This window comes from Populibacterium corticicola (assembly GCF_042683685.1).
GTDB lineage: Bacteria > Actinomycetota > Actinomycetes > Actinomycetales > Cellulomonadaceae > Timonella > Timonella corticicola.
In genome coordinates, this window is the sequence record NZ_JBHUOP010000003.1 from 570,610 (window position 1) to 585,490 (window position 14,881).

General features: G+C 60.9%; 14 protein-coding genes. 6 read left to right on the forward strand and 8 right to left on the reverse strand.

Annotated features, from left to right (window positions below; translation table 11 throughout):
• Nucleotides 1-53: 53 nt before the first annotated feature.
• The 4 genes from ACFSYH_RS09390 (at nt 54) to ACFSYH_RS09405 (ending at nt 2,107) form a co-directional block, all read left to right on the forward strand.
• The gene (locus tag ACFSYH_RS09390) at nt 54-410 is read left to right on the forward strand and encodes a winged helix-turn-helix transcriptional regulator (RefSeq protein ID WP_377466663.1); all 357 of its coding nucleotides are present in this window, start codon (nt 54-56) and stop codon (nt 408-410) included.
• A 100-nt stretch (nt 411-510) separates the two neighbouring features.
• Nucleotides 511-1,050 carry a peptidylprolyl isomerase gene (locus tag ACFSYH_RS09395; RefSeq protein WP_377466664.1) on the forward strand — a complete coding sequence of 180 codons (540 nt, stop codon included), beginning with the start codon at nt 511-513 and terminating at the stop codon, nt 1,048-1,050.
• 10 nt (nt 1,051-1,060) lie between these two features.
• On the forward strand, nt 1,061-1,192 hold the full coding sequence (locus ACFSYH_RS09400) for a hypothetical protein (protein WP_377466666.1): 132 nt from the start codon (nt 1,061-1,063) through the stop codon (nt 1,190-1,192).
• A gap of 30 nt (nt 1,193-1,222) precedes the next feature.
• On the forward strand, nt 1,223-2,107 hold the full coding sequence (locus tag ACFSYH_RS09405) for a rhomboid family intramembrane serine protease (RefSeq protein WP_377466667.1): 885 nt from the start codon (nt 1,223-1,225) through the stop codon (nt 2,105-2,107).
• 805 nt (nt 2,108-2,912) lie between these two features.
• Here ACFSYH_RS09405 and ACFSYH_RS09410 read toward each other — a convergent pair.
• Nucleotides 2,913-3,179, reverse strand: a complete 267-nt coding sequence (locus tag ACFSYH_RS09410; RefSeq protein ID WP_377466668.1) for a cell division protein CrgA — start codon at nt 3,177-3,179, stop codon at nt 2,913-2,915.
• Nucleotides 3,180-3,266: 87 nt separating this feature from the next.
• Here ACFSYH_RS09410 and ACFSYH_RS09415 point away from each other — a divergent pair, with 87 nt between their 5' ends.
• A complete protein-coding gene (locus ACFSYH_RS09415) occupies nt 3,267-4,019 on the forward strand; it encodes a DUF881 domain-containing protein (RefSeq protein ID WP_377466669.1) in 753 nt (250 codons plus the stop codon).
• Between the two features lie 308 nt (nt 4,020-4,327).
• Nucleotides 4,328-4,963 (forward strand): anthranilate synthase component II, encoded by a 636-nt coding sequence (locus ACFSYH_RS09420; RefSeq protein ID WP_377466670.1) that lies wholly within the window; start codon nt 4,328-4,330, stop codon nt 4,961-4,963.
• A 230-nt stretch (nt 4,964-5,193) separates the two neighbouring features.
• On the opposite strand, the gene pknB is transcribed toward ACFSYH_RS09420, so the two are convergent.
• Genes pknB through ACFSYH_RS09455 form a run of 7 tightly spaced genes read right to left on the reverse strand, consistent with a single transcriptional unit; the run spans nt 5,194 to nt 14,735 of the window.
• Entirely contained in the window at nt 5,194-7,266 is a 2,073-nt protein-coding gene (pknB, locus tag ACFSYH_RS09425) for a Stk1 family PASTA domain-containing Ser/Thr kinase (RefSeq protein WP_377466671.1), read from the reverse strand.
• Complete coding sequence (locus ACFSYH_RS09430; RefSeq protein ID WP_377466673.1) at nt 7,266-8,774, reverse strand: serine/threonine-protein kinase; 1,509 nt, start codon at nt 8,772-8,774, stop codon at nt 7,266-7,268. The genes pknB and ACFSYH_RS09430 overlap by 1 nt, the downstream gene beginning before the upstream one ends.
• Nucleotides 8,771-10,222, reverse strand: a complete 1,452-nt coding sequence (locus tag ACFSYH_RS09435) for a peptidoglycan D,D-transpeptidase FtsI family protein (RefSeq protein WP_377466674.1) — start codon at nt 10,220-10,222, stop codon at nt 8,771-8,773. The genes ACFSYH_RS09430 and ACFSYH_RS09435 overlap by 4 nt, the downstream gene beginning before the upstream one ends.
• A complete protein-coding gene (locus ACFSYH_RS09440; protein ID WP_377466676.1) occupies nt 10,219-11,910 on the reverse strand; it encodes an FtsW/RodA/SpoVE family cell cycle protein in 1,692 nt (563 codons plus the stop codon). The genes ACFSYH_RS09435 and ACFSYH_RS09440 overlap by 4 nt, the downstream gene beginning before the upstream one ends.
• A 15-nt stretch (nt 11,911-11,925) precedes the next feature.
• Entirely contained in the window at nt 11,926-13,524 is a 1,599-nt protein-coding gene (locus ACFSYH_RS09445) for a PP2C family protein-serine/threonine phosphatase (RefSeq protein ID WP_377466677.1), read from the reverse strand.
• Nucleotides 13,525-13,528: 4 nt separating this feature from the next.
• Nucleotides 13,529-14,008, reverse strand: coding sequence for an FHA domain-containing protein FhaB/FipA (locus tag ACFSYH_RS09450; RefSeq protein WP_377466678.1), 480 nt, complete (start codon nt 14,006-14,008; stop codon nt 13,529-13,531).
• A 10-nt stretch (nt 14,009-14,018) separates the two neighbouring features.
• Nucleotides 14,019-14,735, reverse strand: a complete 717-nt coding sequence (locus ACFSYH_RS09455; protein ID WP_377466679.1) for an FhaA domain-containing protein — start codon at nt 14,733-14,735, stop codon at nt 14,019-14,021.
• Nucleotides 14,736-14,881 lie beyond the last annotated feature (146 nt).

Here is a 14,881-nt window from a genome sequence, read left to right on the forward strand (position 1 = left end):
AACAACGACATTCCAAAAACCGGGTACCCACTTTGCGGTAGGGTACTGTCATTATGGTTAGTTTTGCGGAATTGAAGGGAACCGGTGCCTTCTCACCGGGCTGTTCCACACGTGTTGTCCTCGACCACGTCATGAGCCGTTGGGGTGTGCTCGTCCTGTGGGCACTCACCGACGGGACACGTCGGTGGGGTGAGTTGCGCCGAGACGTAGACGGCATCAGCGAGAAGATGCTCGGTTCAACGCTGAGGCAGCTCGTTGCAGACGGTCTCGTGCGTCGCGAGTCGTACCCCACTGTCCCGCCCCATGTGGAGTACCAACTCACCGAACGAGGGGAAGACCTCATGGCCAGGATGCTGCCGCTCATCGAATGGATTGCCGTAAACGCTGATGACATCGTCACGACTCCGTAGTTGACCAGTTCGCCAAGTCTTCGTTCCGCAGTGGTTGGCCCTGGCAGGGGCGTGACCCGGGCATATGCTTGTCGCCGCAACTCGTGGGAGAATAGAGGACATGTTTGCAACTCTGCACACCACAGCCGGTGACATTCGAATCGAACTGTTCCCCAACCACGCACCCAAGACGGTCGACAACTTCGTGGGCCTTGCACAGGGAACCAAGACCTGGACCGACCCAAAGACTGGTGAGGAAAGCAACGCACCCTTCTACGACGGCCTGATCTTCCACCGCGTGATCCCGAACTTCATGGTCCAGGGTGGTTGCCCACTCGGAACCGGAACCGGCGGCCCAGGCTACACCTTCGACGACGAGATCCACCCAGAACTCACCTTCAACAAGCCCTACCTGCTCGCAATGGCGAACGCAGGCAAGCGCATCAGCCCGATCACCGGTCAGCCTGCTGGCACCAACGGCTCGCAGTTCTTCGTGACCGTCGATGCGACCACCTGGCTCAACGGCAAGCACACCATCTTCGGCGAGGTGGCTGACGAGGCGTCGAAGGCTATCGTTGACGCGATCTCAACCACGCAGACTCGCCCAGGCGACCGCCCGCTGGAAGACATTGTCATCAACTCCGTCACCATCGAGGACTGAGAATTTCCCTGTGGCCGGGCACCTTGGTGCCCGGCCATTCGTTTACCCAAACGTGCCTGCCTCCGTCAACGCAACCAGGGTCGTGGCCCTCCCCGACACAGCCATACGTGACGCGGTGACGTGGGGTGACGTATCGTCGTAAAGCGAAAAACCAATAATCCCAGGAGATACCGTGAGCGAACCGCAGTTCGGTAGCGCGAATCAACCGCCACAACCATCGGTGTGCAAGAACCACCCCGAGACCACCGCGTACGTGCGATGCCAGCGCTGCGGTGAACCGATCTGCGCGCGCTGCATGAACGAGGCCGTTGTGGGCGTGCAATGCCCGCAGTGCGTGAAGGCAGGCGCGAAGGCGGTGCGCGCACCCAAGACCATCACCGGTGCGAAGCAGGTGCAGGGTCGGCCATATGTCACGTACACCCTGATTGGGGTGAACGCGGTGGTGTGGTTGCTCCAACTGACCATCGGCTGGCAAGCGTTCTCCTCATGGTTCGTGTTTGCTCCGTTCCTCGGGGTCGAGGAGCCGTGGCGGTTCCTGACCTCTTCCTTCCTGCACTCCCAGACCGCGCTCTATCACATCCTGTTCAACATGTTTGCGCTGTATTCGGTGGGCACGCAGTTCGAGTACATCCTTGGTCGCTGGCACTACCTGACGCTCTACCTGTTGTCGGCGTTTGGTGGTTCGGTTGCGGTGCTGCTGCTTGCGCAGCCCGGTGGCGACAGTTGGGTTACCCCGGTGTTGGGTGCATCCGGCGCGATCTTCGGCCTGTTCGGTGCGCTCATCCCGTACTACCGCAGCATAGGTAGCGACCTGCGTGGTCTGGCTGGCTTGTTTGCGATCAACCTCGCCATCCCATTCTTCGTGCCGCAGGTGTCGTGGCAGGGTCACCTGGGTGGACTTGTCGTCGGTGTGCTGGTCGGCTACCTGTTCATGTGGGCTCCACGCGACAGGCGTTTGATGGTCTCGATCGGCGGCAGCGTGGTTGTCGCACTAGGCCTGGTTGGTTTGATCGCGCTCAAGTACTCGCAGGTAGATGCAGCTTTGTACCTGTTCTAGCGGCGTTGGGGCGGTAGGCCGTCGCGCCTACCTTGTGCTTGACTGCGTATCGTGATTGACGACGAGGGACTCGCCCAGCAGGGCGAGTCCCTCTAGTCTGTGGCTGGGTGTGGCTCCCTGGAACGCGTTGGTTACTTGATGGGGCCAAATTCGTCCGGGTGCCCGCCGTTTGTATGGGTGGTTGGATCAAAAACGCCCCATCGGCTGAGAGACGGGTGCGGCAGAAGAGACTGGCCCAGAGGCGAGAGTGGAAAGGTAGAGCAAGAGTGGGAACCCAGGCGGCGATCTGATGGGTGCGTGAGGTGAGGTTTCCGGATGGAATTACACGTCTGTAGTTATGCACACCTGTGGAAACCGCTGTGCATAACTGTGGATTTCTATGTGGAAAACAGGGTGCACAGTGTTGAAAAGATCGACCAAGTTGTGCACAGACTGTCGATATTCCAGCACTTGTAGACGGCAGGACTAGTTATCCCCAATGGGCGGTGGATAACTCAGACTTATCCACAAGGGCTTGGTGGATAAGTCTGAGCCGGAATGCCTTACATCAATGTTTCGGTTCTGTCGGCGGTGCAACTAAACCATTTGGTTGCACCGCCGACAGAACCGAAACACCGGAGCGTTGGGCAGCGTTGAGGAGAAACCACTGAGAAGTACAGCAAACGCAAAAAGGGTTGGGTCCCACCACAAGTGGTGGGACCCAACCCCAAAAACAAGACACCCCAAGGGTGTGCCAATGCTGGAACAAGCCGGCTCGTCGGCAATATGCGGCGCTAAGTTGCTCTAGAACATGCCGCTGCACGGCCTACTGCCAGCGGGTAGCCAGACCCAAGCCAGCCAAGATCATGCCGAAGCCGATAGCCAGGTTCCAGTCACGCAGCGGAGGGATCGGCAAACCCCAACGCGATGACGTCAGGTAGTACACGACAACCCACAATGCGCCCACAACAAAAAGGGTCAACATGGTGGGAACGAGCCACGCGGGGTTACCAACGCGCACAGGGGTCGGAGTGGAGTTCTCCTCAACCTCGGTAGCTTTGGCCTTCTTCTTACGGGACCGTGACTCTGGCACTTGTTTACTCCTGTCAATGTAAAAACAAAGGTTTGTGCACTAGCCTAGTGGCAGACTGAACAGACAAGAAATACTGTGGACTGGATTATGGCAGAAAAAGCTGTGCACAGGCGATCACGCCTCAAAAGCAACGTTTCAGTTGCGATCGTCCTCATGCTCGCGGCCGCCATGTTCTCCATCTCCGCGAAACTCAACTCCGGCAACCAACACCGCCACCCCGAAGACCTCGTCAGCCTGCTGCGGGTCGAAACCGAACGCAACCAGGCACTCGAAGAACGCACGCTTGAACTCCAAGAACAGGCCGACAGACTCACCGAGGAGGAAGGCACCAGCAGGCCAACCTCGGCACCCCAGGTGTCACTGTCATCCCAAATAGGTTCCGGGGCGCTCGCCGTATCCGGGCCCGGCATGCGCGTTACCCTGTCCGATGCCCCTCCAGGACAGATCATCGAGCCACCCATCACCGTCGACGACCTGGTAGTCCACCAGCAAGACCTGCAGGCGGTCATCAGTGCGCTATGGGCCGGTGGCGCCGAAGCAATGACGCTGCAAGGCCAACGCGTGACACCCCTTACCGCATTCAAGTGCGTGGGCAACGTGCTCCTGCTGCACGGTCGGGTGTTCTCGCCGCCCTATGTCGTTGAAGTGATCGGCGACCCCGAAACCCTGAACGCGGCACTCGATGAATCGGAGTCCATCGCGATCTACAAGCAGTACGTCGCCGCGGTTGGGCTGGGCTGGCAGGCGGAGAAGGTCAACGAAATCTCCCTCCCAGCCGCATCGAACATCAGCTCGCTTCACTACGCCGGCGTGCCCGAGGGAACTGACATCTGGCAGTAGAGGACGGTCCCGTCGAGGATGATGGGCGGCTGGCGCGTCAGGCCCACGGCGTGGCCGGGGAGCGATGCACGCCAGTGCAATGCACAACCGAACGGACCTGCGATACCGGACCTGCGATGCCACGGTATGCGGGCACACGATGCCCAGCCCACCGCACACGTTCACGAAACGGGACCCCACTGACGCAGAGCGGGCAAAAGCGGTATCGTGGAGCCACTCAAGAACCACCGGACGCTCCGTCCCACAGGCGGCGTCCGCCCACCCGCAGCATGACGACACCCTCATGCGAGACCGCACTGGCAGGAACAATGACCAAGATCCTCGTCATCGACAACTACGACTCATTCGTCTACACAATCGTCGGCTACCTCAACCAGTTGGGCGCCGAGACCGTTGTGGTCCGAAACGACAATGTCCCGCCGGTCAGCGAGTGGTCCGAGTACGGCGGTGTCCTTGTTTCCCCAGGGCCCGGAACCCCGGCAGAAGCGGGGGAATCCATGCAGGTGATCCGCGACTGCGCAGAGATCGGCAAGCCAATGCTCGGCGTGTGCCTCGGACACCAGGCGCTCGCGGAGGTGTACGGCGCAACCGTGACGCATGCTCCGGAACTGATGCACGGCAAGACCTCATCCGTTGTGCACGGTGAGACTGATGTATTCGCGGGACTACCTTCACCGTTCACTGCGACCCGCTACCACTCGCTCGCCGTTGTCAACGACACCGTCACCGACGACCTCGTGGTGACCGCGAAGGTCGATGCGAGCGTCGGCGAGATCATCATGGGTCTGCGCCACAAGGATCTCCCGTTGTTCGGCGTGCAATTCCATCCGGAATCCGTACTCACCGAGGGTGGACACCGCCTGTTCGCCAACTGGCTTGAGGAATGTGGCGCTCATGACGCAGTAGCAAAGTCCGTGGGTCTTGCGCCACTGATCCGCGCTTAACACCCGCACCTACGGGGCCGGGACAACCGCGAATCCGTAGAGGGGGCCTCTATGCCGCCTAGAAACGCCTGTGGGGCGCCAGATCTTATGTCTGGCACCCCACAGGCGTTTGGCGCTTGAGAGGTTCCTCAGCGGCGTTCACGTTGCCGCGTGGAGGTAAGGCGTTGAACGTCTCGTCATGAGGTGTACAACGCCTCGAAGTCCTAACCTAGGCGACGTGAAAGCTGGCCTTAACCTTCTTCTTGGTCTTCGCCACCGTCGTCACCGTTATCGCCGTTACCTGGATCGGGTTGCGTGGGATCCGGGCTTGGCTCTGGGCCAGCGGAGATCTGGATGTCGACGCGCTCACCCAGGTTCAGGCGTGCACCTGCGCGTGGGTTGGTCGAGATGACGGTACCCGGAGGTTCGTTGGAGTACACGGGGTCCGCGAAGATCGGAACCAATCCCTCGGCGACGATCAGGCTCTCGGCATCGGCTTGGGATCTTCCAACGACATCGGGAACGACAACGTACTCGATCTCGACCTCGACCGCGACCGTTAGCGTCACCTCTGAACCCTGCTCGACGGCACCGGCTCCCGGAAGCTGTGCGAGGACCGTGTCGGCGTCAAGATCGCCGTCGTTGACTCGATCGTCTTCTCGCGGATCGATCTTCACTGAGAGTCCGAGTGCTCGCAGTGCCGCTTCGGCTTCGCTACGGGGCTTGTCGGTGTAGTCTTCGATTTCCACGAATCCATCGGATACGAAGATCACGACCGTGCCGCCGACGGCAATTGGTTCGCGGGCACTTGGCTCGGTACGGATGACGTGGTTGCGCGCTACGTCCGCAGAGTGCTCCTGGTCACCGAACTGGACCTTGAGGTTGGCGGCTTCAATGATGCGCTGCGCCTCGTCCTGTGGCAAACCCTTGACGTCTGGAACCTGTGTCGCGTTCGGTCCGGTGGAGAAGGTCAGATCAATTTCGCCCGTGATTTCAAGGTCTGCGCCCTCTGCCGGATCAGACGAAACGAACTTTCCTTCCTCGACGTTGTCGTCGAGAACGTTGAGGATGTTGATCTTCCCTTCGAAGCCTGCAGTTTCGAGCTCGTCACGCGCCTCTTCCTCGGTCATTCCGGCAAAGGACGGAACCGTGATGGTCTCCGGGGTGTCATCGTCACCGCCCAACATCCAGATTGCGATGATCGCGAGGATGGCGGCAACACCGACGGCCACGAGGGTCCAGATGAGTCGCTTCTTGCTGCTGACCTCTTCCTCGTCGTCTTCCTCGAAGAGGCCGGGTTCCTCTGCTGGCTGTTGCCACGGCAGTCCGGCTTCGGCGGGAGCAGAGAAAGCCTGGGTTGCGGGGCTGTGCGCAGGGCTCGCCGCGACAGGGGTGATGACCTGGGTGGCAAACGGGTCGACCGCAGCCGCTGCGGGGTACACCGAGGTTGCCTCGATGGACTCGCCACGGGCTGCTGCCTCGAGGGCGGCACGGAACTCAGACGCGCTCGAATAGCGGTCGTTACGGTCCTTGGCGAGTGCCTTGAGCGCGATCTGGTTGAGTACCGGCGGCACGTCGGGCGCGATGGTGCTTGGTGGCGCAGCGAGTTCGCGGACGTGCTGGTAGGCAACCGCGACCGGGGAGTCACCGGTGAAGGGCGGACGTCCGGTCAACAGCTCGTAGAGGAGGCAGCCGGTTGAGTACAGGTCTGAGCGCGTGTCCACGGATTCACCGCGGGCCTGCTCGGGGGAGAGATACTGCGCGGTTCCGATGACCGAGTGCGTCTGGGTCATGGTGGCAGCAGAGTCGGCAACTGCGCGGGCGATACCGAAGTCCATGACCTTGACCGCACCCGTTGGGGTGAGCATCACGTTGGCTGGCTTGATATCGCGGTGCACGATGCCTGCGTGGTGCGAGTATTCGAGTGCTGAGAGGACACCAGCGGTAATCTCGATGGCCTCCTCGATCGGCACGGCATTGCCGTCGCGGAGAATGTCACGCACGGTATGACCCTCAACGTACTCCATGACGATGAACGGTACGTGCGAGACTGCGCCCGTTGCCGGGTCAGTGAATGTGTCCTCGCCGGTGTCGTACACGGCAACGATGGCCGGGTGGTTTAGCGAGGCTGCGGCTTGAGCCTCACGGCGGAAGCGCGCCTGGAACGAGGGATCGCGTGCCAAGTCGGAGCGGAGGATCTTAATCGCGACGGTGCGTCCGAGACGATTGTCGTGACCGATGTGTACTTCGGCCATGCCTCCACGGCCGATGAGTTCACCGACCTCGTAACGACCCGCTAGCGTGCGGGGGACGGGGTTAACCACTACGCGTCCTTAATTGCTTGGGCGGGGGATGCCGGGTAGGCATCGCTCCCGCGATTTTCTCGCACTTCGATGCCGTTTGGGGCACCAGAAGTGAATTCTACTGATGAAAAGTTTTCAGCAACAGTGCCACTTGGTGTGTGAGACCCCACTGCGCCGATCATTCCTTTGATGGCAGTTGCGAGGATGATCAGTGCGATCACACCTAACATCGTCATCCCGACTACTCCGAGCGCTTTGACGCGCTCAAGAAAACCCTGTGGTTCTGCGGTGGTTCTGTGTGCTTCCTGGCGACGATCCGGTCTACCCCCAGCGCCACCTGGCGCGGTGTGGGTTGTCGCGCGGCGGCTGCCGCCACCGCTGTCGGTGGCACGGCGAGTCGTGTCTGCCCGATAGGTTGGAACTGCGGCCGCGTGTGACTCTTGACGTGGGGAAGGGGTGTTTGTCGGTCCCTGCTCCGCACGGTATGAGCGGGGCCGGACTGTCGCGGGTGGGTTACTTGCCGCTGCGCGGCTTCCAACGGCACCACCCGATGGCTGCCACGTCGTGTGCGGAGCCGCCGAACTCGCCGATTGCGCGGAACGCAACTGCGGTCCAAGATCTTCGACGGCCTTATCGCGGGAGGGCGCAAGGCCATGGCTCACGGGTGAGGCCGCAGAGGTACGTGCGGTGCTCTTCCAGGGGTTGGCAGCGATCTCTTGGGCGAGGCCTTCGAAAGTATGCGCGAGTGCTGCACCCGAGCGGGGACGCTCCAGGGGGTCCTTTGAGAGCATCCGCATGACGAGGTTCGCCAGTTCTGCGTGCGTCGTACGTGGGAGCGGCGGAACTGGTTCATTGACATGTGCCACTGCAATGTCCACCGGAGTCTTGCCTGTGAACGGTCTGTTGCCCGCGATCGCTTCATAGGCGACGATTCCAAGGGCGTAGATGTCCGAGGCACCCGTTGCCGGACGTCCGATCGCCTGTTCAGGGGAGAGATACTGGGCCGTGCCCATGACCATTCCGGCGGCGGTCATCGGCACCTGGTTGGCGGCCAGGGAGACCCCGAAGTCGGTGATCTTCACATCGCCTGAGTGCTCGATGATGATGTTGCCCGGTTTGATGTCGCGGTGCACCACGCCCCCCACGTGAGCCGCATGAAGCGCACGCGAGGTTTGGGAGAGGATCGTGAGCAGTCTGCCCAGCGGCAGAACCGGTTCGCGTTCGAGCAGGTCTGACATCGGCTCACCGTGCACGAGTTCCATCACCAGGTAGGCGGAACCGTCCTGTTCACCGTAATCGTAGAGTTGTGCGATGTGGGCGTGCGACAGCGATGCCGCGTTGCGGGCTTCGACACGGAATCGGTTGAGGAAGTCTGCATTGCCCACAAACTCTTCCTTGAGGACCTTGACTGCGATGTCTCGGGCGAGAGACTCATCCTTGGCAACCCACACCTCGCCCATTCCCCCGACTGCGATCTGGCGGATCAGCCGGTAGCGTCCTCCTAGGGCGAGTCCTGCCTGGGGCTTCACTGGTCCAACACCGCCTTGATGACGGCGCGGGCGATTGGTGCCGCGACGCGACCACCGGTTGCCTCGCTTCCGGCGGTACCGCCGTTCTCGACGACTACCGCCACAGCAATTTCAGGATCATCCGCTGGGGCAAACGCTGTGAACCAGGCGTGTGGCGCGGCGTCGCCTCCGGTCTCCGCGGTTCCCGTCTTTCCTGCCACCTGGATTCCAGACAGTTGCGCAGATGTTCCCGTACCGTTCTCAACGACCCCGACCATCATCTCGGTCAGTTGGCGTGCTGTCGAGGAGGACACCGCACGGCCCAGTTCCTGAGGCTTGGTCTCGGAAACAACTGACAGGTCAGCGGTGCGAACCCGGTCCACGAGGTAAGGCTGCATGAGCACGCCGTCGTTGGCGATGGCAGCACTCATCATCGCAACCTGCAACGGGGTCACGCGTACATCCTGCTGGCCGATCGCCGAAATCGCGACCTGTGCGTCATTCTGCCCGGTGGGGTAGCGGCTGATCGCCGCTGACATCGGGACCTGGATCTCCTGCTCGAATCCGAAGGCCTGGGCCTGCTTGGCCAGTTCCTCCTCGCCAAGCTCGTTGCCAAGAGCCGCGAATGCGGTATTGCATGAGATCCGCAGAGCATTTGCCAAAGACATGTGGCCCGATGCGGCACACTGGGAACCACCGAAGTTGCGCAGGTCAGTTGTGGTGCCTGGTAGGCGGTAGGTGTCCGGAGCATCGATCTCGGTCTCGGCGCTCATGCCGTTTTCGAGTGCCGCTGCCGTGGTCACGAGCTTGAATACCGAACCGGGTGGATAGGTGTCGCCAGCGAGTGCGCGGTTCACAAGCGGTTTTCCTGGATCGGCCAGTAGCTTCTCGTAGGCTTCCACAACCTCCTTGGAGGAGTGTCCCGCAAGGTCGCTCGGATCGAATGACGGCTTCGAGACAAGCGCCAGGATGCGTCCAGTCTTCACCTCGATTGCGACTGCCGCACCGCGCTGATCTCCCAACGCATCGTATGCAGCCCGCTGAGCCTTCTCGTCGATAGTCAGTTCCACCGCAGACCCTTGGGGGTCCGCGCCCGTGATCAAGTGCTCGATGCGGTTCAACCACAGCGAATCCGAGGTCCCGTTCAGGTACTCATTCGAGGCTCGTTCAATACCGGTCGGGCTGTACACGATCGAGTAGTAGCCGGTGACCGGTGCGTACAGTGCACCGTACGGGTACTCGCGTTGATACTTAAAGGCATCGTTGACAGGCGTGGATGCCACGATCTCCTTGCCATCGACCACGATCGGGCCGCGGTTTGTACCGTATTCGCGGTATAGGCTCCGCGTATTGCGCGAGTCCGCATTCAACTCGGCAGCGTTGAAGAACTGCGTCCAAGTCACCGAGCCGAACAGTCCGACGAACATGACGAGCGAGATCACCCACAGGCGGCGTAGTGGCTTGTTCACTGCTCGCTCCTCTCGTCGTGTTCGGGCTGCGGTACAGGTGGAACGGGAGACGTTGGCTCCGGCGGGGCGGGAGGCGCTGGTGGTATTGGTGGAACAGACTGCGTCGCGGGGCCACCTACGCGGTGTACCTCGGTGTGCTGGGCATCGGACCCCGTAAACGGAGCGGCGGAGCTGTCGCTGTTCGCGTACGACTTGGTGCTACGGCGCACGAATACGCCGGTGTTCTGGGTCGATACGCCACCAACCTCGCCCAGATACTGTACGGACTCACCGGGAACCCGGCGCTCAAGTGGTGAGTCGGAGGTATCCGGTTCAACGATCGCCGGTTGCTCGGGTTCCTCCGCCGAGGAGTGACCGCGTAGCGGAAGCGGGACCGGACGGCGGGCGTTATCCGAGATACGGAGCAAGATCGCGATGATGATCCAGTTGGCCAGTAGGGATGAGCCACCGTAGGCCAAGAACGGAGTGGTCAGACCCGTCAGCGGGATCAGGCGGGTGACGCCGCCGATCACCACGAAGCACTGCCAGGCCACAACGAACGCGAGTCCTCCCGCGAGCAATTTGCCGAACCCATCCCGGGTTGACAGGGCAATACGGAAGCCGCGCTGGATGATCAGCATGTAGATCACGAAGATCGCGAACAGACCGACAAGCCCAAGTTCCTCGCCGAGGGACGGAATGATGAAGTCCGAGTAGGAGAAGGTCGTCGTGGCCGGATAGCCTTGACCCCACCCAGTTCCAAAGATGCCGCCACTCGCCATGCCAAACAGGCCGCGCACCAACTGACCAGATCCACCCCACGCGTTATAGACCTCGGGGTCCATCGCATTGAGCCAGCCATTGAACCGGTTCTGAACGTGGGAGAAGTTTGCGAGCACCACGGATGCGCCTGCTCCAAACAACAGGCCACCGATGATGATCCAACTGGTGCGTTCCGTTGCCACATAGAGCATTGCCACGAACAGGCCGAAGAACAGCAGCGAGGTACCCAGATCACGCTGGAAGATGAGGATGCCGAGCGAGGCGACCCAGACCAGGATGATCGGTCCGAAATCGCGCATGCGCGGCAGATGTAGTCCAAGGAATCGCGGTCCACCGATTGCGAGCCGGTCGCGGTTGTCCACCAGGTAGGCGGCAAAGAAGATCGCCAGGAAGATCTTGGAGAGCTCAGCGGGCTGCAGCGAGAACGGTCCGATCCTGATCCAGATGTTTGCTCCGTAGATCGACCATCCCAAGCCAGGGATCAGTGGTGATACCGCAAGCAGCAGACCAATGACCATCGAGACATATGAGTACCGTCGCAGCAGACGGTGATCCCGCATGAGGATCAGGAAGAGGCAGGCAGACGCGACCCCAACGCCAGTCCACATGACCTGCCTCGTTGCCAGGGAGGTGTCTGAACTCAGGTCAATGCGGTAGATCATCGCAAGGCCGATGAAGTTCAGCACCAACACGAGCGGGATGAGTAGTGGGTCGGCGAACTTGGCGGCGCGGCGCACAACCACGTGCAGTACCAGCGCGATCCCTGCCATGGCACCCGAATACAGGTAGAACTGCTCAGGCAGTTTCCCCTCGCGTGCGAACCCGATGTTGGCATACGCGAACATCCCAATGGCCAGCGCCATCAGGATCAGGAAAAACTCGCTGCCGCGGCGGGCGCGGAGCTGCGGGGTTTCGGCGGTCGACATCACAACTTATCTTGGTCAGGATGCAGGGTCGGTTACGTCTGGGGATGGGGTTTCGGTTGGATCGGTGCTGGGTGTCTCAGTCTCATTGGGGGTGACTGAGATGTCCGTGGCATTGTCCGAGGAGTCAGGATCCTCCTGCTGTGCGTCTTCCTGTGCCTTTTCCTGCTCAGCAAGTTTGTCCTGCTTGGCCTGGTCGGCGATCTCAGTTCCGAAGTGTTCGATGCGAGCGCGGGCATCGTTGAGTGACGTCGCGCGGATCGTGGAGTAGATCTGGCGGCTCATATACGGATCAAGATCATCCGGGTCAAGAACTGAACTCTCGATCACCGAAGACAGATGAACTGGGCCGACCGACTGCGGGAAGCCGTTGAAGATCGCGATCTTGCCGTCATGGACGCCGACGAAGTACTGCTGTGAACCCCAGTAGTAGGCGCCGTATCCGAGCCCTCCAAGCAGGAGGAGAGACAGACAGGTGTTCACGAGGCCCCGCCAGAAACTGCGCCTCTTGGGTTCGGCTGCGGCCCCGGAGGAGATTGCGGCAAGAACCTCTTCATCGTCATCGTTGATGGGAGCGACACTGGAGGCAGGACCCGATGCGCTGTCTTGTGAGGTTTCGTCGTTGGATTGCGCTGGTAGGACGAGACTTCCGGTCTGCGGCTGTGGCTCGCTGATCGGCTCGCCGGACTTACGCGCGATGGCTTGGGCGATGACGGTGTTGACGCGTTCGTTCGCGCCCACGAGCAACTTTGAGGAGTCGGAGAGCGTGGACGCCTGGTCGATCATGACCGGAACATCGTCACCGAGGGCCACGGAGCCAACCGCGGTGGCGATGGCCTGTTTGCGTTCGGGTCCGCTCTGCGTGGGGATGACGTTGGTCGCGTCATCATCGAGTTCCACGACATCCGCGACGATGCAGGTGATGTTGTCGCTTCCACCGCCGCGCAGTGCGAGCTGGATGAGGTATTCGGAGCAGAGCTCGATATCCGCGACATCGCGGAGCGTCTGCTCAAGCGTCTCAAAGCGAACGAATCCACTCAGGCCGTCCGAGCACAGGAGCCAGCGATCTCCTGGGCGGGCCTCGCGGATCGAAAGGTCGGGGATCAGGTCGAGTTCGAAGTCGCCGAGCACCCGCATCACGACGGAGCGCTGCGGATGGGTCTCTGCCTCCTCGGGAGTGATCTTCCCGGTGTCCACGAGGTGTTGGACGAACGTGTGGTCCTTTGTGACCTGGGTGAGCTGACCGTCACGCAGAAGGTATCCGCGCGAGTCGCCCATGTGCGCCATCGCGAGCTTGTTCTCACAGAGGAGCAGCGCTGTCACGGTCGTTCCCATACCGGAGAGCGTGATGTGGGAGCGGGCCTGTTGAACCAGGTCAATGCGTGCTCGCTCGACTGCGTCTCCGAGTCGTTCGAGCATGTCCGACGTGGAGAAGGTCTCATTGTTGAGTGGTGCCATGGACGCCACGCAGAGCGCTGAGGCCACCTCTCCGCCCGCATGCCCGCCCATGCCATCGGCAACGAGCAGGAGTTGTTCGCCCGCGAACGCGGAGTCCTGGTTGTTTGCACGAACCAAGCCCACGTCAGACCGCGTGGAGAACCGGATACCGATTGTCACGAGTTCACCTCTGCAACTCGATGGTGCTTTGGCCGACCCGCACGGGTATGCCAATTGGAACATTCGTGGGTTGGTGGATTCGCTCGCCATCCACGAACGTGCCATTAGTCGAGCCGAGGTCTTCCACGAGCCAGTTGTCGCCCTGCGGGAAGATGCGGGCGTGACGCGAGGATGAATAGTCATCGTCAAGAACAAGCGTGCAACTTGGCGACCGCCCAATCAGGATCGCGGAGGACGCGAGCGGGATGGACGTGCCAAGGAGCGGCCCCTCAACCACCACCAGGCGCACGGGACGTTGCGCACGTACGGCTGGAATCGGGTCGATGGGGTCTTGCACACGAGCAATCGGTGCCTGTTGCCTAACGGAGGCATCGAGCCGTGTGCCGTAGAGGTCACTCTTCAAAACGCGCACCACAAAATAGACGAATGCCCACAGAAGTACCAGGAATCCGAACCTAAAGAGGGTCATCGCGAGTGCGCTCATGTTGGGTGAATCACCAATCTCCACGCTGTGTGTCATCGGCAACTCCGGTCCAGAACATGATCCGGGTGCGGCCGATTGTCAAAGAATTTCCGTCGAGAAGGGTGGCGGCCGGTACCTGATGTCCTTCAACGTACAGTCCGTTGGTGGAGCCGAGGTCGGTTGCGATCACGCCGTTTGAGGTCACCTTGATTTCGAGGTGCTTACGCGAGACGCCAGGGTCATCGACCACGATGTCCGCCTCGGTGCCGCGTCCGATCACGGTGACGGGGCCGGTCAGCAGGTAGCGTTGCCCGTCGATGTCGAGCAGCGGGTGCCGGGAACTCGGAGTGTTTGTGGTTGCGGGTGCCACATTGCCGCGCACGGATGCCGAACGTATTTGGAATCGGCCTGCGTCGAGCGTGTCCACCAGTTCAAAACTGACTACGACGGGGCCTACGAATGCGTAGTGCTGTGATGCCGCATAGTCGGTGACATTGATTGCGAGTTCATCTGCAAGGGTCTCGGCACCCCAGCTTTCGATCTGTGCGAAGTCCGCTTCGGACAGTTCGATGGTGAAGTCGTTGGGCACGACGGTGCGGGTGCGGTCCACGGATGCTGCTCGGTCGTCGACTTCGCGGCGTAGGGCGCTCGCGAGGTCTACCGGCTTGATTTCGCTGCGGAATACCTTCGAGAACGTGCTGTTCACGGCGCGTTCCACGCTTTGTTCAAACTTGTCGAGGAAACCCACGGTACCTCCTTTCGCTCTCATTCGCGGTCCTGCTGAGTAACTGCATCTTTTTAAGCGCTGGGAGTGTGAACCCTCACACGTCAGCGCTGTAAACAACTGCAACGTAGATCAAAGACTACGGTGTTTCCACCTTAGACACTAAGTAG